This window comes from Mesorhizobium sp. B264B1B (genome assembly GCF_020165765.1).
Classification (GTDB): domain Bacteria; phylum Pseudomonadota; class Alphaproteobacteria; order Rhizobiales; family Rhizobiaceae; genus Mesorhizobium.
On sequence record NZ_JAIUIS010000002.1, the window covers coordinates 210,745 to 228,048 of the forward strand.

The following is a 17,304-nucleotide window of genomic DNA, read 5'->3' on the forward strand; positions in this document are numbered from 1 at the left end:
GTAAGGCAACACAAGCCTGTGATGCATTGCCGGCGCCGTATGGTGCTTGCCAAGCACCCTCAGCCTTTCTAAAGCTCTGCGCGCGCCCCGTGCGGGTATCCGGCCGACCGTTGGCCGAGGGAGGTGACGATTGGCCAGGAAATCGCCGACCGCCGACATTCGCATCGGTGCCGACGCCATTCGCCGCCGAAAGCGTGACGTGCCGATCGTCTGTCTCACCGCCTATACCTACCCCATCGCCCGCCTGCTCGACGAGCATGTCGATCTGCTGCTCGTCGGCGACAGCGTCGCAATGGTCCTGCATGGCCACAAAACGACGCTGGGCGCCTCGCTGGAGATGATGATCGCGCATGGGCAAGCGGTGATGCGCGGCTCGGCCAGGGCTTGCGTCGTCGTCGACATGCCAGCCGGCAGCTATGAGGATTCGGCTGCCCAAGCGGTTGCCTCGGCGCGGCGTATCGTTGGCGAAACCGGCTGCCAGGCTGTGAAACTCGAGGGCGGCGTCGGTATGGCCCGGCAGATCGCCGCGGTCGTCGATGCCGGCATCGCGGTCATGGGCCATATCGGCCTGCTGCCGCAATCCGTCGAGAAGGATGGCGGCTACAGGATCAAGGGCCGGACCGACGAGAATGCGGCAGCGCTGTTTGCCGATGCGCGCGCCGTCGAAGAAGCCGGCGCCTTTTCGATGGTCATCGAGGGCACGGTCGAAGCGGTCGCGGCCGAAATCACCCGCCGCATCGCCATTCCGACTATCGGCATCGGCGCGAGTGGCGTTTGCGACGGCCAGATCCTGGTCATAGACGACATGGTCGGGCTCACCGTCGACCGCGTGCCGAAATTCGTCAAGGAGTACGCCGATTTGCGCAGCGTGGTCTCGCAGGCGGCCGCACGTTACGCCAGCGAGGTACGAGACCGGACATTCCCCGGTTCCGAAAATGTGTTTTCGGCCACCTTGGGCAAGGACAACCGATGAGCCGGCCCCTCGTCGTCGACACGGTCGCCGGCCTTCGCGCGCGGATCCGCGACTGGCGGCGCGACGGCCTTCGCGTCGCCATGGTGCCGACAATGGGCGCCTTGCACGAAGGGCACCTGTCGCTGGTCAGGATCGCGCTTGAAAGAGCCGAGCGCTGCATCGTCTCGATCTTTGTCAACCCGACGCAGTTCGCGCCGAGCGAGGATCTCGACAAATATCCACGTCAGCTCGCCCGCGATCTCGACCAGCTGGCTTTGGCCGGAGCCGATCTTGCCTACACGCCTGGGGTTGGTGAGATGTATCCTGCCGGCTTTGCCACCAAAATCTCGGTCGGCGGTCCCTCCGCCGGGCTCGAATCGGATTTTCGACCGACTTTTTTCGAAGGCGTCGCCACCGTCGTGGCGAAGCTGTTCCTGCAGGCGTCGCCCGACGTCGCGGTCTTTGGCGAAAAGGATTATCAGCAATTGTGCGTCGTCAGGCAGCTCTGCCGCGACCTCGACCTGCCCGTTGAAATCATCGGCGCGCCGACGATCCGCGACGCGCATGGCCTCGCCATGTCATCGCGTAACGCCTATCTCGGCGAGGCCGAACTCCAGATCGCCCGCCGGCTCAACGTGATCCTGCGCAAGGCAGCCGCGGCGCTGGCGGCCGGCGCCGACCAGAACGGCGCGACAGGCGAAGCCAGCCGCGCCCTACTCGCGGCCGGCTTCCACAAGATCGATTATGTCGAAGCTCGCGAGAGCCGGACGCTGACGCCGTGGCGCCGCAGGCACGAGGGCCGCCTGCTCGCCGCCGCCTGGCTGGGCAAGACCAGGCTGATCGACAATGTGGACGTCTCCACCACTTAGGCTGCGGCTCGACCGCTGAATTCGACCGCCGGATTGCGCACCCGAAAAGGTCCGCCGCTATGCGGCAAGCGGCCTTTCATAGACGAGGGCCGGGATAGCGGATTGGGCCGAACCGCAATTGTCGGTGCGGCCGGTCTGGACGAAGCCGTTCGCCTGGTAGAAGGCAATTGCGCGCGTGTTCTTCTCTTCCACTTCCAGCCGGATGGCGCGGGCCTCAGGGAAGCTTTCGATGATCTCGTCGAGAAGCATGCCGCCGATGCCCCGGCCCTGCAGGCGGGGCTGCACGTAAAGCTGCTTCAGCATGACCACGCCGCCGCCATCGAGCGCTTCGGCAAATGCCATGCCGCCAATGCGCTGGCCATCGTCGGCGACGAGGAACTCGCTGTTTGGCTTCGCCAGCCGCGCCTTGAGCGAGGCGATCGAATGCCACGCATCGGTGATCTCTGTCACCCGTTCGGCGCCATAGATGGCGTCGTAAGTCGCATGCCAAGTCTCGACCAGCAGCGCCCGGATGGCGGCGAGGTCGCGATCCCCGGCGGTGCGCACGAACATAGCCTACTCGATGCCCAGCTTGGCCTTGACCAGGTCATTGACGGCCTGTGGGTTGGCCTTGCCGCCGGTCGCCTTCATCACCTGGCCGACGAACCAGCCGGCCATGGTCGGCTTGGCGCGCGCCTGCTCGACCTTGTCCGGGTTGGCCGCGATCACCTCGTCCACCGCTTTTTCGATAGCGCCGGTGTCGGTAACCTGTTTCATGCCGCGGCTCTCGACCAGTTGGCGCGGGTCGCCGCCCTCGTTCCAGACGATCTCGAACAGGTCCTTGGCAATCTTGCCGGAGATGGTGCCGTCCTTGATCAGATCGATGATGGCACCGAGCTGATCCGGCGAAACCGGAGCATTTTCAATGTCCTTTCCAGCTTTGTTCAATTGCCCAAGCAGGTCGTTGATAACCCAGTTGGCGGCGAGCTTGCCGTCGCGGCCGGCGGCCACCTTCTCGAAATAGTCGGCGATCGGCTTTTCCGACACCAGGATCGAGGCATCGTAAGTCGAGAGGCCGAGCGAGGAGATCAATCGCGCCTTCTTGTCGTCGGGCAGTTCCGGCAGTTCCTTGGCCAGCGCTTCGACATAGGCCTGGTCGAATTCCAGCGGCAACAGGTCGGGATCTGGAAAATAGCGGTAGTCGTGCGCCTCTTCCTTGGTGCGCATCGAACGGGTTTCGCCCTTGACGGCGTCGAACAGCCGCGTTTCCTGGTCAATCGTGCCGCCATCCTCGATGATAGCGATCTGCCGGCGCGCCTCGAAATCGATCGCCTGGCCTATGAAGCGGATCGAATTGACGTTCTTGATCTCGCAGCGCGTGCCGAATTCGCCGCCCGGCCGGCGCACCGAAACGTTGACGTCCGCGCGCATGGAGCCTTCGTCCATGTTGCCGTCGCAGGTGCCGAGATAGCGCACGATGGTGCGCAGTTTGGTGACATAGGCCTTGGCTTCGTCGGCCGAACGCATGTCCGGTTTCGACACGATTTCCATCAGCGCCACGCCGGAGCGGTTGAGATCGACATAGGACATGGTCGGATGCTGGTCGTGCATCGACTTGCCGGCATCCTGCTCCAGATGCAGGCGCTCGATGCCGACCTCGATGTCCTCGAACTCGCCCTGGCGGTCGGGCCCTACGGAGACCATCACCGTGCCCTCGCCGACGATCGGCTGCTTGAACTGCGAGATCTGGTAGCCCTGCGGCAGGTCCGGGTAGAAGTAGTTCTTCCGGTCGAAGACGGACTTGTGGTTGATCTGCGCCTTCAGCCCGAGGCCGGTCCGGATCGCCTGCTTGACGCATTCCTCGTTGATGACGGGCAGCATGCCGGGCATTGCGGCATCGACCAGGCTGACATTGGCGTTAGGGGCGGCACCGAACGACGTCGAAGCGCCGGAAAACAGCTTTGCTTCCGATGTCACCTGCGCATGGACCTCGAGCCCGATGATGATTTCCCAGTCGCCGGTGGCGCCGGGGATCAGGCGTTTCGCGTCGGGCGTGCGGGTATCGATGATGCTCATGGTGGCCTGCGTAGTAGAACGATGGAAACGTGCGTTTTGCACATCCTGATTTGCAACTTCGCTAGTGCAAACCGCCTCGCGAGACAAGCGTAAAGCCGCTCGCTGGCCTTTTCCGCCGCTTTCGCCTATAGGCCATCCATCCCAATGGAGAGTGGATGTCCACTTACGCTCAGTCCCGGTAAGGCCCTGACCTCGCAGCGAGGCAGGGCAGAAAACCTGAAACCCCGTGCCGCGAAGCTTCGCGGCGGCGGCTTTTGTGTTTTCCCGGAAACTCTCCCATGGATATTTCGCGTATTGAACAACGCGTTCTGCACCTGCTCGCGCAGGGCGGACGCATCGAGATCGAAAAAAGTGAGAAGAAGCGGATCGCGTCCGTCAAATGCCTGACCCGCGACGGCTGGCACTACCCCGGCGTCGATCTCGACCTGTTTCGGAAGCTGAAGCGCAAGAAGGCGGTTTCGTCGTCGGACGGCGGCCCCTACCGCATCACGCGGCGCGGGCTCCAACTCGTCCGCTCCGAACTCGACAACAGGTAGCCTATCGCCCGCCGGCCGTTTGCGCGGCCGGCGGTTGCTTGCCGCTCAGGCGGTAGCAATATAGGCGCGGATTTCCTCAGCCTCGCGCTCGACATCCTCGATACGACGCTTGACCACGTCGCCGATCGAAACGATGCCGTCGAGCATGCCGTCCTTTTCCACCGGAAGATGGCGGAAGCGGCCCCGGGTCATGATCTCCATCACCTCGTTGACGGTGTGATTCTCGTTGCAGATCTTCACTTTCGGCGTCATCGCGGAACGAACGGCTATGTCGAGCGCGGCAGCGCCTTCCCTGGCGACGACGCGCACGATGTCGCGCTCGGACAGGATGCCGACGATCTTGCGGTCTCCATTGGTGATGACCAACGCCCCGATCCTGTGTTCGGCAAGGATGCGGATGGCTTCGCTCAGTTTTTCGTTCGGCCCGAGCGTCAACACGTCGTGGCCTTTTTGCTCGAGAATGGCCTTAACCGTCATGGCGTCCTCCTCTACTTTGCCAACCGGTTCCTGCCCTGACCGGCTTTCACGTAAGAGTGAACATCGTGCGCCGCGATCGGTTGCATTTCAAGTGCGGTGGTCGGTCGTCTCCCAATCGAGCGGCTGCCAACGCCTGTCGAACCAGCGCAAGCCGAAGAAGCCGGCGACAAAGCCGCCAATATGAGCCTCCCAGGCGATCTGGCTGTCGACGCCGGGGGCGAAGCCGACAAGGCCGGTGACAAGATTGATCATCATCCAAACGGCAAGGAAGATCATCACGCCACGCGAGCGCAGCACCATTGCGATCGGCAGCACGGGGCCGGCGAAAGCGGCTTTGCCCGCCGAACGATCCGTACGGAAGCCAAAGCGTGCCGCCGCTCCCATCATGCCCGATATCGCACCGGAAGCCCCGACCAGCGGCGCTTCGCCATATGGATGCATGGCCCAGAAAAGCGCCACTGAAGCCAGTCCCGTCGCGGCGAAGAACAACGCGAACCAGAACGCTCCGAGCCGATTGGCCAACGGCGAGCCAAAGGCAGCGAGCCAGACCATATTGATGGCGATATGCGCAAATCCACCATGCATGAAGGCATAGGTGAAGGGCCGCGTGAACAGGAACCAGTCGAAGCCGTATTGGCCGGTGTAGAGGACAGGGATGAAGGCCCCATCGTAAAGCAGTGTCATTTGCTGAGCATCACTCAGCACGTATTGCTGCAACAGGTAGATGGCCACGCAAATGGCGATCACCGCCAGCACGATCGGCGGCAGGTTGAAGATCGGCTCGCGACGCGGCTCGGGCTCGCGATCCGCCTGTTCTATTTCCGGTGGGCTTACAGGTTCACTCATGCGCACTAGCACTCGGTCCAGGATTCGTCGTTGCGAGCATCTAGACCACTGCCCGCCGGACCACAAAGGGCGAATCGCCGAGCGCGAATCAAAAGTGCCGAATCAAAAGAAAGCCGTCCAAGGTTTCCCTTGAACGGCTGTCGAGTCCCCTGTTCCCCCGAACTCTTGACTGAAGTGCTGCCGATCGTCGCGAAACGACCGCTTCTGGAGTGGTTTTTGTGTGCCACGCGGCTCGACCGGGCGCAACGTAAACCACTTGTTAACCTTAACGGCCCCGACCCGTGAACAAGTGTTAACGACGCTGGCACGCTTCCTGCTCCGCAACGCATGTAGGTCATCGGAGGGCGCCCTTCTGTTCACCGATGGGACATCAGACGACAGAATGCGCGGAGCTGCTTAGCATGAACCAGAACGGATCGATCACGCTGTTCCAGTATTGGAACCGCTTGCGTGATGGACGCCCTGCCCCGAAGCGCTCGGAAGTGGAGCCGGCCGATATCAAGTCGCTGCTGGCCGACACCTTCATCCTGGAAAGGGACACGCGTGGGCAAGCGGTGTTCCGGCTGGCCGGCACAAGGCTCTGCGCCTCCTATGGCCGCGAACTCAAGGGGTTCTCCTTTCCCTCGCTATGGCGCGAGAAGGACCAGCGGCTGGTCTCGAAGCTGATCCATGGCGTGTTCGACCAGAAATCCGTCGTGCTGATCATGTTCGAGGGCTTCAGCCGCAACGGCCGTTCCAACAAGTTCGAACTGCTTGCCTTGCCGCTGGATGGCGGCGTCGAAAACCCGCGTTGCCTTGGCGTGATCAGCGCTGTGGAGAAGCCGTTCTGGCTGGGCGCCGACCCGCTCACGGACGCGTTGATCGATTCGATCCGTGTCATCGATCCCGAAAAAGAGTTGCTGGCGAGCCGGCCGGCGATCGACGTTCCCTCGCTTGTTCCCGCCGAACTGGAGGCGCCCGAAACCATCTCCGCGCTCGGCCGAGCGCGCCGCATCCGCCACCTCGTCGTCTTCGATGGCGGGCGCGAGGAATAGTTGACGATCCTACAGCCCCGCCTGCCCGTTTTTCCCCTTTGTTAACCCGCTTTGCTGTAGTTCTGGGATGAAGTCCCTGGCATCGGCGCGCGGGGATGCCAAACGGGGTGTAGGCAGTCATGAGGTCAGCGGCGGTCGACTACGCGCCGTCCCAAGCTGAGAGACGTAACTTTCAGCGCGTCCGGGTCAAGATATACGGGCGCTTCATGCTGGAAGACCGCACCGAACATCCTTGCCAGGTCGTCGATATGTCGCCGGGTAACGTCGCGTTTCGCACGGACCGCATCGGCATGCCCGGTGAAAGGGTCATCGCCTATGTCGACCATATCGGCCGCATAGAAGGCGTCGTCACCCGCACCTTGCAGGACGGTTTCGCAATGACGGTTATTGCGTCGGACCGCAAGAAGGACAAGCTCGCCGCGCAATTGACGTGGCTCGCCAACAAGCACGAGCTCGATCTGCCGGAAGACCGCCGCCACGAGCGCGTCGCCCCCCGCAACCCGACCAGCATCCTGCAGCTCACCGACGGCCGTCAGTACCAGTGCCGCATCATCGACCTGTCGCTCTCCGGCGCCGCGATCGAGATCGACGTCAAGCCGGCGATCGGCGTCCAGGTCATGCTCGGCACCATGCGCGGACAGATCGTGCGTCATTTCGAGGATGGCGTCGCCATCGAATTCGCCGTCATCCAGCGGCCTGAGACGCTCGATTCGGAATTCAACACGCCGCGCGCCTGAAGGCCGAACAGCGTTAAGATCAAAACCGGCCTTCGCGGCCGGTTTTTTTGTATTTCACGACAGCGCAATTCGAGTCACTTCAGTCCCCGAAACGTTAAACGATTGACCATTCAAAAGTTTCAAATTTGATACTTATTCTAGGGGCGTTTTACTCAATGTCTACTGCGCGCTTTTGCGTCGAATAAATCCACCTGTGGCAATGTCTCCCTCGAACGGGGAGACAAAAACAATGAAGAAAACGAGGGGCAAGCTGTTGCTGATGGCGATGGCGATGCAGCTTTCCGCTTGGGGATCAGCATATGCCGCGGGACCGGCCTATATGCACACCGGCGGCCGCACCACACAGCCTGTCGGCCACTATGAATTCTGCCAGCGCATGCCGGGCGAATGCAGCGAGCGGACACCCAAGGGGGCGCCGGTCGAACTGACCCGCAAGCTGTGGGCGACGATCCTCAGCATCAACAATTCGGTCAATACCCGCGTCAAGCCGCGCACCGACATGGAAAACAACGGCGTCGAGGAATATTGGGCCTATCCCGACAACGGCTATGGCGATTGCGAGGACTACGCGCTGGAAAAGCGCCGCGAGCTGATGGACGCCGGCGTTCCGGCCGGCAACCTGTTGATGACGGTCGCGCGCCAGCCGAACGGTGACGGCCACGCGGTGCTGACCGTGCGCACCAGCCTCGGCGAGTTCATCCTCGACAATCTGGAAACCAAGGTCCTGTCCTGGACGGACACCGACTACACCTACCTCAAGCGACAGTCGGATACCAATTCCGGCGTCTGGGTGACGATCAACGACGGCCGCGCCGACGCGGTCGCCAGCGTCCGCTGAAGGCGTCGATCCATGGCGATCAACGCGCAGCGTTAGGGGACCGGCACGCGTGAACCAGAGACCAGGCGCTACGCATCAAGGCGATGCGCCTAAGGAGAAACCCGGTCGAGTCCCCACCCTCCCCGTCCCAACGACCGGGTCTAAGGAGCCGGCCCCGTCCCCGGGCCGGCTCCGCCATTTCTGGCTTAGACCTTCTCCAAACCCGCTTTGAAGCGCCTGCCGTTGGCGACATAGTGCGCGGCCGAGGCCCGCAACCTTGCAATCGCAGCCTCGTCCAGAACCCTGATCGCCTTGGCCGGCGAGCCGACGATCAGCGAATTGTCCGGGAATTCCTTGCCTTCGGTGACCAGCGCGCCGGCGCCGACCAGCGAATTCTTGCCGATCCTGGCGCCGTTGAGCACGATTGCGCCCATGCCGATCAGGCTGTTATCGCCGATGGTGCAGCCATGCAGCATGGCGCGGTGGCCGATCGTGCAGCCTTCGCCAATGGTCAGCGGGAAGCCGGGATCGGTGTGCATGACCGTGTGCTCCTGCACGTTGGTGTCGGCGCCGATCACGACAGGCTCATTGTCGCCGCGAATGACGACGCCGAACCAGAAGCCGGCATTGCGGCCGATGCTGATGTCGCCGATCAGCGTCGCATCGGGCGCGATCCAGTTTGAGCCCGCATCCGCGAAGTTCGGTTCGGTGCCATCGATCGCATAAAGCGGCATTTCTGGTCTCCGATTCGTCTCAAGCCTAGAAGTCGAACGACCCTAGGTTGGCACCTCCCAACACGCAACGGCCACAAGAACGATGCCGAGCGCCAGCGTCCAGGCGACCGCCGTGCAGCCACAGGAAATCAGCGCCACCGACGAAATGCGACCGTCGCGGCGGGCGTCCAAGGCATCGTTGACCAGCATGAACGGCCCGGCGCACGCGGTGGCGGCGAGCGAACGCAGTACGTGCGCGGAGGACACATAAGGCTCGGTGAACGCGACCTTGCGCCCGGCAACCAACTCCATCGCCGATCCGACCAGCCCGCAAGCCGTCAACCCGACAAGAAAAGCGAACGCAGTTAGCTCAACCGGGCCCATCTTTACCTTCCGTTTACCATGAAATCGCACAGTCGCTGGAAGGACTGCAAGAGCCGTGCCGTGCGATGCGTGCCGTCACGGGACAGGAATCCGGGGACAGAGATGAAGCAGGCAGCGATCGCCGACGACCCCGAATTCACCGTGGTCGATTCCACGTTGATGAAGCGGGTATTCTACGCCTTCGCAGCACTCGCCCTGCTGTCGGTCGCAATCAGCCTGGGCGGCAAATGGTTCGGCCATTCGATCGCCATGGCCGGCTACACGGATGATGCGACGATGCGCAAGGTGGTGGTCGGCAACAATGTCATCGCCGTGCCTGCCAATTTTATCCGTTTCGAACAGGCGCGGCGCGACGGCATCGCCTCGCGGCTCGATCTCTACCTGCGCTATCCCCAGATGGATGGCTACAGCGAGGCCGCCCGCGGCGATTTCAACCACACGGGGCCAGCCAAAAGCATCGTCTTCCTGTCCTTCGAACCGCAAATGATGTCTCGCGACATGAGCGGACGTTTCGGGCCGATCTACAGCGCGCTGATCGTGCAGCCCGGCACGGCAGGTCCGGGCGGCACGACGATTTACGGTTTCAACGCGAAATCAGGTTACCTCAACGAGGTGCTCGTTGTCGGCAACCGGCCCGGCAAGGACCCATTCGTGGCCCGCTGCCTGAGCGGGCCGGCAGCAGAACAATCGCTGGCGCCTTGCGAGCGCGACATCCATGTCGGCGAGGATCTCAGCCTCACCTATCGCTTCCCGAAGGAATTTCTGGGGGATTGGCAGGCGCTTGACGCGGCAATCACCGCCGAGGCCAGGCGTGTCCTGAAGGCCGGACATTGACGGGAAAGGCCGGTCGCGTTTGCGTCCGGCATCGCCATGGGATGCTGGGATCAGCCCAGATCGATGTCGAGGATCGCCATCGAGAAATTGTAGTCGCCGTCATCCTCGTCCTTGAAGACGATGCCGAGGAACTCGTCGCCGACATAGACTTCGGCCGAATCCTCCTTGCGCGGCCGTGCCTTGACCTCGAGCTTGGGGTTCTGGAAGACGCGCTTGAAATAGGCGTCCAGCTTTCTGATTTCGTCAGGCTTCAACAGTCTTCTCCGATCATCGGGCTTGCTCGTTTGAACGGCGCTTCTGACACGTCGACGATGGCCATGTAAAGGCAAGCTCGCCGCATTGCACGGCAATCGAAGCCGCCGGCGCGAGCAGTGCGAAACTCCGCGACGCCCCTCAGTAAAACTAGATGTCGAAGCTGACGACCTGGTCCATCGTCTGCGACGGCAGAAGCTGGTCCATCTGGCGCGACGGCTGGTCGCAGCCGGTCTCGCCGACGACGCGAGCCGGCACGCCTGCAACCGTCTTGTTATGCGGCACCGGCGACAGCACCACCGAACCGGCGGCGATCTTGGAGCAATGGCCGATTTCGATGTTGCCGAGAATCTTGGCGCCGGCACCGATCAAGACGCCACGACGAATCTTGGGGTGGCGATCTCCGCCGGCCTTGCCGGTGCCGCCGAGCGTGACACCGTGCAGGATCGACACGTCGTCCTCGATGACCGCTGTCTCGCCGACGACCAGACCGGTGGCGTGGTCGATGAAGATGCCCTTGCCGATGCGGGCCGCCGGATTGATATCGGTCTGGAAGACCGAGGACGAACGGCTTTGCAGATAGAGCGCGAAATCCTTGCGCCCCTGGTTCCACAGCCAATGCGCCAGCCTGTGGGTCTGGATGGCGTGAAACCCCTTGAAGTAGAGAACCGGCATGATGAAGCGGTCGCAGGCCGGATCGCGGTCGTAATAGGCCTGGATATCGACACGCACGGTGGTCGGCCAATCCTTGTCGTCGGCCAGCATCGATTTGAAGGTCTGGCGGATGAGATCGGAGCCAATGTCCTGGTGCGCCAACCGCTCGGCCAGCCGGTGGATGACCGCCTCCTCCAGGCTCTCCTGATTGAGGATGGTCGAATAGAGGAAGGCGGCGAGCAGCGGGTCGCGATTGACCGCGTCCATCGCTTCGTCCCGGATCGAGCGCCAGATCGGATCGACCGGCTGCAACGCGCTGTGTCGGGAAATGCTGATGCTGTTCATCGACGTCGTCCTGCCGCCTTGCCTAATGTCGGGCCGCACATATAAGCCAGATCATAGCACGATTGAACTCAATTTTCCTTAGTGCTCTGTCAAATGGATTTGGTTAGCGGGAATTCAAGCCGGCATGGAAAATGAACTCTTGCTCGACAATGCCCTCAAACGCGAGCTTTCCGCTCTCTATGAGAGACAGGACCGCCATTACCACAACCTTACCCATATCGAGGCGATGCTGGCGCTCGCCGGCGAGTACCAGAAGCTGCTCGACGATCCCGAGGCCGTCGAGGCGGCGATCTGGTTCCACGACGCCGTCTATAACAGCCAGGCTAAGGACAACGAGGCACAAAGCGCAGCACTCGCGGAAAAAAAGCTCGCGGGCCGCATCGACGCCCAGCGCCTCTGCCGCATCAGCGCCATGATCCTTGCCACCGCAACACACCAGTTGCCGGGCTTCGAAGACACGGCCGCGATGCATGACGCCGCTCTTTTCCTGGACATGGACCTGTCGATCCTCGGCGCAGCGCCGGATGCATTCGATGCTTATGAGCGCGCGATCCGCGCCGAATATCAATGGGTGGAGGAGCCGATCTGGCGGGCCGGACGCGGCGCGGTGCTGAACAGCTTCCTGACACGCCCGCACATCTTCCACAGCGAGGAATTCCGTCGGCGCTTCGAGCAGCAGGCCAGGCTGAATCTCACCCGATCGCTCGAAGCGCTGCAAAAACCAGCGTGACATCTGGCTTGTGCATCAGGTTTTATCGGGCTCTTGCGCCGGGTCAAAGCGGATTTTCGGCGTAGAATTCCAGCACACGCCGCTTGAAGGTCTTGTCGCCGACGGCCAGCATATGGTCACGGCCTTCGATGTGGAAAGCCTTGGCGTTGGGCATCAGTGCGGCAAGTTCGTCGGGCGAGCCGCCAATGTCATCGGTGGTGCCGACGGCGATCAGCGTCGGCTGGGCGATCCGGGCAATTTCATCCTCGCTCAGCAACTCGCGGGAGGTGGCGATGCAGGCCGCGAGCGCCCGGCGGTCGCTGCGAGTCTGGTCGGCGAAGGCGCGAAACGAACGGCCGCGGGGATGAGTGGTCTTGGCCGGATCGTCGGCAAGAAGGGCTGCCGCGATCGGATCCCAATCGCCGACGCCGTCGATCATGCCGATGCCGAGACCGCCGAAGACCAGCGTCGCCACCTTGTCGGGATCCGACAGCGCCAGGAATGCCGCTATCCTCGCGCCCATCGAATAGCCCATGACATGGGCGCGCCCGATGCCGAGATGATCGAGCAAAGCAGCCGCGTCCGAGGCCATCCGGGCCGGGGTGTAATCTGCCTCTTCGTAGCTTTTCGATGACGAGCCGTGGCCGCGATTGTCCAGCGCAATGGCGCGGTAGCCGTCATCGTTCAGCGTCTTGAACCAGCCGGGCGAAACCCAGTTGACGTAATGGCTGGAGGCAAAGCCATGGATCATCAGCACAGGATCGCCCCGGCCCGATTCCGGCTGGCGGTCGAGGAAGGCGATATCGAACCCGTCATGGGAAAAAAACTGCATCGGCTATACTGCCCGCGTCCTCAACCGCCACCGCCGTTCGGCGCATCGCCATTGTCCGATGGCGGCACCTCGGGGCCTGATATGGTGCCAACGGCCGGATGGCGCACCAGGTCGCCATAATCGATACCGTTCCTGGCGGCGGTGCCCGCCTTGAGCTCAAGCACGAAGCGCACCGGCACGCCGGGCGAAATCAGCGCCTGGGATTGCGGCTCGCCGTGCTTGACCGCCCGGATCTTGCCATCCTGGCCGATAAAAACCAGGTCAAGCGGCATCGGCGTGTTCTGCATCCAGAAGTTGACCTGCTGCTGCATGTCGAAGACGAACAACATGCCGTGATCGTCCGCCATGTCCTGGCGATACATCAAGCCGGCCTCGCGTTCAGCATCGGTGTCGGCGATTTCGATGGAAAAGGAGCGATCTCCGCCTTTCGTCGCCACGACCAGCGGCGTCGGGTCCACCGGCAGGGTCATCACCCGGCTGTCGGCCGCCGTCGGTGCAGGCAAATAGAAATAGGCGCCCGCGGCGACGATGACGGCAGCCAGGACGCACATTGCGCCCGCCGTCAGCCAGTTCCTATGTGTCATGCGAAAATCCTCGGCAACCGCCCTAATGCGCGACCGGCAAGGTTCCCATATCGGGGTGGATTTCGGCAGCCATAAGGCCTTTGTCGCCGCGCCCGAAGCGGACAAGCACGACCTGCCCCGGCCGAAGCTCGGTGATGCCGTAGCGACGCAAGGTTTCCATATGGACGAAGATGTCCTCGGTGCCCTCGCCCCGGGTCAGGAAACCAAACCCCTTGGTGCGGTTGAACCACTTCACCAAGGCACGTTCCAGCCCGCTTTCGGGTGTCACCGAGACATGGGTGCGCTGTTCCTGCATTTCCGCGGGATGGACCGCTGTGGTGACATCCATCGAGAGAACCCGGAAAGCCTGCAATCCGCGCTCGCCCTGCTTGACGAGGCAGACAACGCGCGCTCCCTCCAGAGCAGTCTGGAAACCATCCCGTCTAAGGCATGTCACATGGAGGAGGATGTCGCCTGAAACGCCGTCATCCGGGAGGATGAAGCCATAGCCCTTGGCTACATCGAACCACTTGATGGCGCCGGATATTTCGGTCAGATCGACGGCATCGCCGCCTTCGTCGCGCTTCATGGCGTCGCCAAGGGTTTCGGACCGCCCCGTCAAAGAGGCTTTTTCCCCCATAAGAATGCCCCCTTTTTTCAAGAACACCGCAACTGATTCTTGACACCAGATTAACACTGCGGCTTCCGGTGAGTGCAAGACCTGACGTGCCTTTTTTCACGGTTCATTATGCGAATACCGGATTTGTTCTTTGGCGGCGCCGGCAGCCGCCTGGGATTTGCCCTTTGGACGGCCCACCCCTATGTTGCGCCGCAACCCAACAAGTCGAGGAAATCACATGCGCTATCTGCACACCATGGTTCGCGTCGCCGACATCGATGCTTCGCTCGATTTCTACTGCAACAAGCTCGGCCTGAAGGAAGTGCGCCGCTACGAGAACGAGCAGGGCCGCTATACGCTGATCTTCCTGGCCGCGCCGGAAGACGAGCAAAGCGGCATCGACGAGAAAGCACCGCTGGTCGAGCTCACCTACAATTGGGACCCGGAAGACTACAAGGGCGGCCGCAATTTCGGCCACCTCGCCTATGAAGTCGACGACATCTACGCCACATGCCAGCGGCTGATGGACAACGGCGTCACCATCAACCGGCCGCCGCGCGACGGCAACATGGCTTTCGTCAAGTCGCCGGACGGAATCTCGATCGAACTTCTGCAGAAAGGTCCGGCGAGGGCAAAGGCCGAACCGTGGGCGTCGATGCCGAATACCGGAAGCTGGTGATCGATCACTTTTCGAGCGGTCGGCAGCCGGCCTATGGCGGCGGGCGAGGTTGCGCCTATCTATGCGGCGATAGCGCCCGCCTCGAAAGCGGGCGCCGTTTCGTGCGTTTCACCCTCGGAGATCCCTTCATGACGATCAGCCATGCCGATGTCACCACCGCACATGCAAGCCGTTATCTGCAGCAATTGTGCAAACATTGGGCGCACAAATTCCCCGTGGAATTCGATCCCAATCATGGCGCCATCGACCTTTCGCTCGGCCGCACCATCATGAATGCCGACGGAGCTGCGCTGCACATCACCGTGTCGAGCGACGACCCCGGCTCTATCGAGCGCCTTGAAAGCGTCATCGCCGACCACATCAAACGCTTTGCGTTTCGCGAGGAGCTGACGTTCGACTGGAAACGCGCCGAGGCGGCGTAGGCTCTTCTCTGCGCATTACGGCAGGCATTAATCAGCCGCCGCCGGGCTTGCCAGCCATCTCCAGCAGCGCCAGCACCGAGCGCCAGTTGCGCGCAGTGCCAGGTACCTTCAGTACGCGTGGGATCAGATTGGCAAACACCGATTTGCCCAGTCCGCCGGGTGCATGCAGGTAAAGCACGTCGCCCTTGATCTCGAACCGCTCCGGACCCGTACATTTTTCGGCCAGCCCAGCCGCCTCCTCGGCGGTAGGCGCGCGCTCCAGCGCATACGCGTGCAGCTTGGTTGGCTCCTCGGCAATCTCCGGATAGGGATTTTCCCTGACCAGCCGTTCGACCCAGCCGAGATCGCGCACCATGATGCGCGAATGAAAACCCCATTTCTCCTCGAAAGCCGCTTCGATCTGTTTGGTCAGCGTGGCGGCGTCACCTTCCTTGGCCCGGAACACCGCATTGCCGCTCTGCACGTAGGTAGCGACATCGCAAAACCCGAGATCCTCCAAGAACGCCCGCAACTCGGCCATCCTGACGATGCGGTTGCCGCCGACATTAATGCCTGAAAACAGGGCGATGAAGACGTTTCCGCTCATATGATGAACCCGGCCAATGTCTCGTTGTCGGTGATATCCTGATACTGGACGCCTTCGGCCTCGAAATTCGCTTTCAGCAGGTCGAAATTGCGGCGATCCTTGGTTTCGATGCCGATCAGAACCGAGCCGAAATTGCGTGCCGACTTCTTCAGATATTCGAACCGGGCGATGTCGTCGTCCGGCCCCAGCATTTCAAGGAAGTCGCGCAGCGCGCCCGGCCGCTGCGGAAAGCGGATGATGAAGTATTTCTTCAGGCCCTCGAAGCGCAGTGCCCGTTCCTTGACGTCCGGCAGCCGTTCGAAATCGAAATTGCCGCCCGAAACCACGGCCACGATGGTCTTGCCGCGGATTTCCTTCCTGGAAAAATCCTTCAGCGCATCGATAGCCAGCGCGCCGGCCGGCTCCAGCACCACGCCCTCGACATTGAGCATCTCGATCATGGTCGCGCAGAGCCGGTTTTCCGGGATCAGCCGCACCGTGTCGGCGGCGAAGTCCTTGAGGTGCCGCAGGGGCTCACGGCCGATTTCGGCGACCGCCGCGCCGTCGACGAAATTATCAACCTTGGCGAGTTTGAGCCGTTTTCCCGCCGCAAGGCTCTCGCGCAGGCTTGGCGCCCCTGCCGGTTCGCAAAAGACGAAGCGCGCCTCACGCCCCTGATCGGCGAAGTAGTGCGTCACCCCCGCGGCCAGACCTCCGCCGCCGACCGGCAGCATGACGATGTCGGGCATGCCCGCGCCGGGCATCTGGTGGGCGATCTCATAGGCGACCGTCGCCTGTCCCTCGATGATGTCCTTGTGGTCGAAGGGCGGCACCATATGAGCGCCGGCGCTTTCGGTGAATTCGATGGCGGCGCGATAGCAATCGTCGAAGAAATCGCCGACGAGCCTGATCTCGACGAAGTCGCCGCCGAACAGCCGCGTCTTGTCGATCTTCTGCTGCGGCGTCGTTACCGGCATGAATACAACGCCCTTTTTACCGAAATGACGGCAGACGAAGGCGAAACCCTGCGCATGATTGCCGGCGGAAGCGCAGACGAACAGTTCGGCCTGATTGCCTTCGCCAAGTGCCTTGCGGAAGAAGTTGAAGGCGCCGCGGATCTTATAGGAGCGCACCGGGCTCAGGTCCTCGCGCTTCAAAAGCACCCGCGCGCCGGTCTTCTTCGACAGATAGTCGTTCTCCTGCAGCGGCGTTTCCGGAAAGATCCGGCGGATCGCGGAAGCAGCGGTGGCAACACGGGAAGAGAAGCTGGTCATCGGAAAGCCACCTTGAACGCATGTCGTTTGGGAACGTCTATCATCGATTGGCTGCGGAACGCCCTTTTGTCGCGAGCCTTGCCGCCAAGCAACCCGATTCCGTCTATTGCACAGGCGACCCCGTGAAACCATTGCC

The 17,304-nt window shown here is 62.1% G+C and carries 23 protein-coding genes; 10 read left to right on the plus strand and 13 right to left on the minus strand.

All coding sequences use genetic code 11. From position 1 onward, the window contains the following. Positions 1–130 precede the first annotated feature (130 nt). Entirely contained in the window at positions 131–973 is an 843-nt protein-coding gene (gene panB / locus LB547_RS04755; RefSeq protein WP_140517641.1) for a 3-methyl-2-oxobutanoate hydroxymethyltransferase, read from the plus strand. After that, the gene (gene panC, locus LB547_RS04760; protein WP_140762329.1) at positions 970–1,821 is read left to right on the plus strand and encodes a pantoate--beta-alanine ligase; all 852 of its coding nucleotides are present in this window, start codon (positions 970–972) and stop codon (positions 1,819–1,821) included. The genes panB and panC overlap by 4 nt, the downstream gene beginning before the upstream one ends. A 57-nt stretch (positions 1,822–1,878) precedes the next feature. Here the strand turns inward: panC and LB547_RS04765 are convergent, their stop codons facing one another. Both LB547_RS04765 and gatB read right to left on the minus strand, forming a co-directional pair. After that, positions 1,879–2,373, minus strand: a complete 495-nt coding sequence (locus LB547_RS04765; protein WP_140762332.1) for a GNAT family N-acetyltransferase — start codon at positions 2,371–2,373, stop codon at positions 1,879–1,881. A 3-nt stretch (positions 2,374–2,376) separates the two neighbouring features. Next, positions 2,377–3,876, minus strand: coding sequence for an Asp-tRNA(Asn)/Glu-tRNA(Gln) amidotransferase subunit GatB (gene gatB, locus LB547_RS04770; protein WP_140762335.1), 1,500 nt, complete (start codon positions 3,874–3,876; stop codon positions 2,377–2,379). 278 nt (positions 3,877–4,154) lie between these two features. Between gatB and LB547_RS04775 the strand changes: the two genes are divergently transcribed. Then, on the plus strand, positions 4,155–4,412 hold the full coding sequence (locus LB547_RS04775) for a YjhX family toxin (RefSeq protein WP_140493680.1): 258 nt from the start codon (positions 4,155–4,157) through the stop codon (positions 4,410–4,412). Between the two features lie 45 nt (positions 4,413–4,457). Here LB547_RS04775 and LB547_RS04780 read toward each other — a convergent pair whose 3' ends face one another. Both LB547_RS04780 and LB547_RS04785 read right to left on the minus strand, forming a co-directional pair. Then, complete coding sequence (locus tag LB547_RS04780) at positions 4,458–4,889, minus strand: CBS domain-containing protein (RefSeq protein ID WP_140493682.1); 432 nt, start codon at positions 4,887–4,889, stop codon at positions 4,458–4,460. 87 nt (positions 4,890–4,976) lie between these two features. Then, on the minus strand, positions 4,977–5,735 hold the full coding sequence (locus tag LB547_RS04785) for a rhomboid family intramembrane serine protease (RefSeq protein WP_140522115.1): 759 nt from the start codon (positions 5,733–5,735) through the stop codon (positions 4,977–4,979). Between the two features lie 401 nt (positions 5,736–6,136). Between LB547_RS04785 and LB547_RS04790 the strand changes: the two genes are divergently transcribed. The 3 genes from LB547_RS04790 (at position 6,137) to LB547_RS04800 (ending at position 8,344) form a co-directional block, all read left to right on the plus strand. Next, positions 6,137–6,769, plus strand: a complete 633-nt coding sequence (locus tag LB547_RS04790) for a PAS domain-containing protein (RefSeq protein WP_140493687.1) — start codon at positions 6,137–6,139, stop codon at positions 6,767–6,769. 119 nt (positions 6,770–6,888) lie between these two features. Beyond that, the gene (locus LB547_RS04795; protein ID WP_140762339.1) at positions 6,889–7,506 is read left to right on the plus strand and encodes a PilZ domain-containing protein; all 618 of its coding nucleotides are present in this window, start codon (positions 6,889–6,891) and stop codon (positions 7,504–7,506) included. Positions 7,507–7,735: 229 nt separating this feature from the next. Then, a complete protein-coding gene (locus tag LB547_RS04800) occupies positions 7,736–8,344 on the plus strand; it encodes a transglutaminase-like cysteine peptidase (RefSeq protein ID WP_140493691.1) in 609 nt (202 codons plus the stop codon). 185 nt (positions 8,345–8,529) lie between these two features. Here the strand turns inward: LB547_RS04800 and LB547_RS04805 are convergent, their stop codons facing one another. Both LB547_RS04805 and LB547_RS04810 read right to left on the minus strand, forming a co-directional pair. After that, entirely contained in the window at positions 8,530–9,057 is a 528-nt protein-coding gene (locus tag LB547_RS04805; RefSeq protein ID WP_140493693.1) for a gamma carbonic anhydrase family protein, read from the minus strand. Positions 9,058–9,099: 42 nt separating this feature from the next. Beyond that, entirely contained in the window at positions 9,100–9,420 is a 321-nt protein-coding gene (locus LB547_RS04810; protein ID WP_140493695.1) for a DUF6949 family protein, read from the minus strand. Positions 9,421–9,522: 102 nt separating this feature from the next. On the opposite strand from LB547_RS04810, the gene LB547_RS04815 reads away from it, so the two are divergent. Further along, the gene (locus LB547_RS04815) at positions 9,523–10,254 is read left to right on the plus strand and encodes a hypothetical protein (RefSeq protein ID WP_140493697.1); all 732 of its coding nucleotides are present in this window, start codon (positions 9,523–9,525) and stop codon (positions 10,252–10,254) included. Between the two features lie 50 nt (positions 10,255–10,304). Here LB547_RS04815 and LB547_RS04820 read toward each other — a convergent pair whose 3' ends face one another. Both LB547_RS04820 and cysE read right to left on the minus strand, forming a co-directional pair. Continuing rightward, a complete protein-coding gene (locus tag LB547_RS04820) occupies positions 10,305–10,508 on the minus strand; it encodes a DUF3126 family protein (protein ID WP_019857879.1) in 204 nt (67 codons plus the stop codon). Positions 10,509–10,656: 148 nt separating this feature from the next. Next, a complete protein-coding gene (cysE, locus tag LB547_RS04825; RefSeq protein ID WP_140493699.1) occupies positions 10,657–11,505 on the minus strand; it encodes a serine O-acetyltransferase in 849 nt (282 codons plus the stop codon). Between the two features lie 124 nt (positions 11,506–11,629). On the opposite strand from cysE, the gene LB547_RS04830 reads away from it, so the two are divergent. Continuing rightward, entirely contained in the window at positions 11,630–12,235 is a 606-nt protein-coding gene (locus tag LB547_RS04830; protein WP_140762343.1) for a hypothetical protein, read from the plus strand. Positions 12,236–12,278: 43 nt separating this feature from the next. On the opposite strand, the gene LB547_RS04835 is transcribed toward LB547_RS04830, so the two are convergent. From LB547_RS04835 to LB547_RS04845, 3 genes are read right to left on the minus strand one after another with little or no spacing between them, the layout of a single operon-like run. Continuing rightward, a complete protein-coding gene (locus LB547_RS04835) occupies positions 12,279–13,046 on the minus strand; it encodes an alpha/beta fold hydrolase (RefSeq protein WP_140558495.1) in 768 nt (255 codons plus the stop codon). Positions 13,047–13,066: 20 nt separating this feature from the next. Beyond that, positions 13,067–13,630 carry a DUF192 domain-containing protein gene (locus LB547_RS04840; RefSeq protein ID WP_140522103.1) on the minus strand — a complete coding sequence of 188 codons (564 nt, stop codon included), beginning with the start codon at positions 13,628–13,630 and terminating at the stop codon, positions 13,067–13,069. Positions 13,631–13,652: 22 nt separating this feature from the next. Next, the gene (locus LB547_RS04845; protein ID WP_181165163.1) at positions 13,653–14,198 is read right to left on the minus strand and encodes a cold-shock protein; all 546 of its coding nucleotides are present in this window, start codon (positions 14,196–14,198) and stop codon (positions 13,653–13,655) included. Between the two features lie 268 nt (positions 14,199–14,466). Between LB547_RS04845 and gloA the strand changes: the two genes are divergently transcribed. Beyond that, positions 14,467–14,907, plus strand: a complete 441-nt coding sequence (gene gloA, locus LB547_RS04850) for a lactoylglutathione lyase (RefSeq protein ID WP_140762346.1) — start codon at positions 14,467–14,469, stop codon at positions 14,905–14,907. A 128-nt stretch (positions 14,908–15,035) separates the two neighbouring features. Next, the gene (locus LB547_RS04855) at positions 15,036–15,329 is read left to right on the plus strand and encodes a DUF2218 domain-containing protein (RefSeq protein WP_140762349.1); all 294 of its coding nucleotides are present in this window, start codon (positions 15,036–15,038) and stop codon (positions 15,327–15,329) included. A 31-nt stretch (positions 15,330–15,360) separates the two neighbouring features. On the opposite strand, the gene LB547_RS04860 is transcribed toward LB547_RS04855, so the two are convergent. Together LB547_RS04860 and ilvA are read right to left on the minus strand one after the other, a co-directional pair. Then, positions 15,361–15,915 carry a DUF1697 domain-containing protein gene (locus tag LB547_RS04860; RefSeq protein WP_140762352.1) on the minus strand — a complete coding sequence of 185 codons (555 nt, stop codon included), beginning with the start codon at positions 15,913–15,915 and terminating at the stop codon, positions 15,361–15,363. Then, the gene (ilvA, locus tag LB547_RS04865) at positions 15,912–17,168 is read right to left on the minus strand and encodes a threonine ammonia-lyase IlvA (protein WP_140493713.1); all 1,257 of its coding nucleotides are present in this window, start codon (positions 17,166–17,168) and stop codon (positions 15,912–15,914) included. Before ilvA ends, LB547_RS04860 begins: the two co-directional genes overlap by 4 nt. Between the last annotated feature and the right edge of the window lie 136 nt (positions 17,169–17,304).

Coding starts and splice junctions, on each gene's coding strand:
- LB547_RS04835 (WP_140558495.1), bottom strand. CDS start 13,046: ATGCAGTTTTTTTCCCATGACGGGTTCGATATCGCCTTCCTCGACCGC.
- LB547_RS04860 (WP_140762352.1), bottom strand. CDS start 15,915: ATGAGCGGAAACGTCTTCATCGCCCTGTTTTCAGGCATTAATGTCGGC.
- LB547_RS04815 (WP_140493697.1), top strand. CDS start 9,523: ATGAAGCAGGCAGCGATCGCCGACGACCCCGAATTCACCGTGGTCGAT.
- ilvA (WP_140493713.1), bottom strand. CDS start 17,168: ATGACCAGCTTCTCTTCCCGTGTTGCCACCGCTGCTTCCGCGATCCGC.
- panC (WP_140762329.1), top strand. CDS start 970: ATGAGCCGGCCCCTCGTCGTCGACACGGTCGCCGGCCTTCGCGCGCGG.
- LB547_RS04785 (WP_140522115.1), bottom strand. CDS start 5,735: ATGAGTGAACCTGTAAGCCCACCGGAAATAGAACAGGCGGATCGCGAG.
- LB547_RS04810 (WP_140493695.1), bottom strand. CDS start 9,420: ATGGGCCCGGTTGAGCTAACTGCGTTCGCTTTTCTTGTCGGGTTGACG.
- LB547_RS04780 (WP_140493682.1), bottom strand. CDS start 4,889: ATGACGGTTAAGGCCATTCTCGAGCAAAAAGGCCACGACGTGTTGACG.
- gatB (WP_140762335.1), bottom strand. CDS start 3,876: ATGAGCATCATCGATACCCGCACGCCCGACGCGAAACGCCTGATCCCC.
- LB547_RS04790 (WP_140493687.1), top strand. CDS start 6,137: ATGAACCAGAACGGATCGATCACGCTGTTCCAGTATTGGAACCGCTTG.
- LB547_RS04775 (WP_140493680.1), top strand. CDS start 4,155: ATGGATATTTCGCGTATTGAACAACGCGTTCTGCACCTGCTCGCGCAG.
- LB547_RS04840 (WP_140522103.1), bottom strand. CDS start 13,630: ATGACACATAGGAACTGGCTGACGGCGGGCGCAATGTGCGTCCTGGCT.
- LB547_RS04855 (WP_140762349.1), top strand. CDS start 15,036: ATGACGATCAGCCATGCCGATGTCACCACCGCACATGCAAGCCGTTAT.
- LB547_RS04800 (WP_140493691.1), top strand. CDS start 7,736: ATGAAGAAAACGAGGGGCAAGCTGTTGCTGATGGCGATGGCGATGCAG.
- LB547_RS04795 (WP_140762339.1), top strand. CDS start 6,889: ATGAGGTCAGCGGCGGTCGACTACGCGCCGTCCCAAGCTGAGAGACGT.
- cysE (WP_140493699.1), bottom strand. CDS start 11,505: ATGAACAGCATCAGCATTTCCCGACACAGCGCGTTGCAGCCGGTCGAT.
- gloA (WP_140762346.1), top strand. CDS start 14,467: ATGCGCTATCTGCACACCATGGTTCGCGTCGCCGACATCGATGCTTCG.
- LB547_RS04830 (WP_140762343.1), top strand. CDS start 11,630: ATGGAAAATGAACTCTTGCTCGACAATGCCCTCAAACGCGAGCTTTCC.
- LB547_RS04805 (WP_140493693.1), bottom strand. CDS start 9,057: ATGCCGCTTTATGCGATCGATGGCACCGAACCGAACTTCGCGGATGCG.
- LB547_RS04845 (WP_181165163.1), bottom strand. CDS start 14,198: ATGAAGCGCGACGAAGGCGGCGATGCCGTCGATCTGACCGAAATATCC.
- LB547_RS04765 (WP_140762332.1), bottom strand. CDS start 2,373: ATGTTCGTGCGCACCGCCGGGGATCGCGACCTCGCCGCCATCCGGGCG.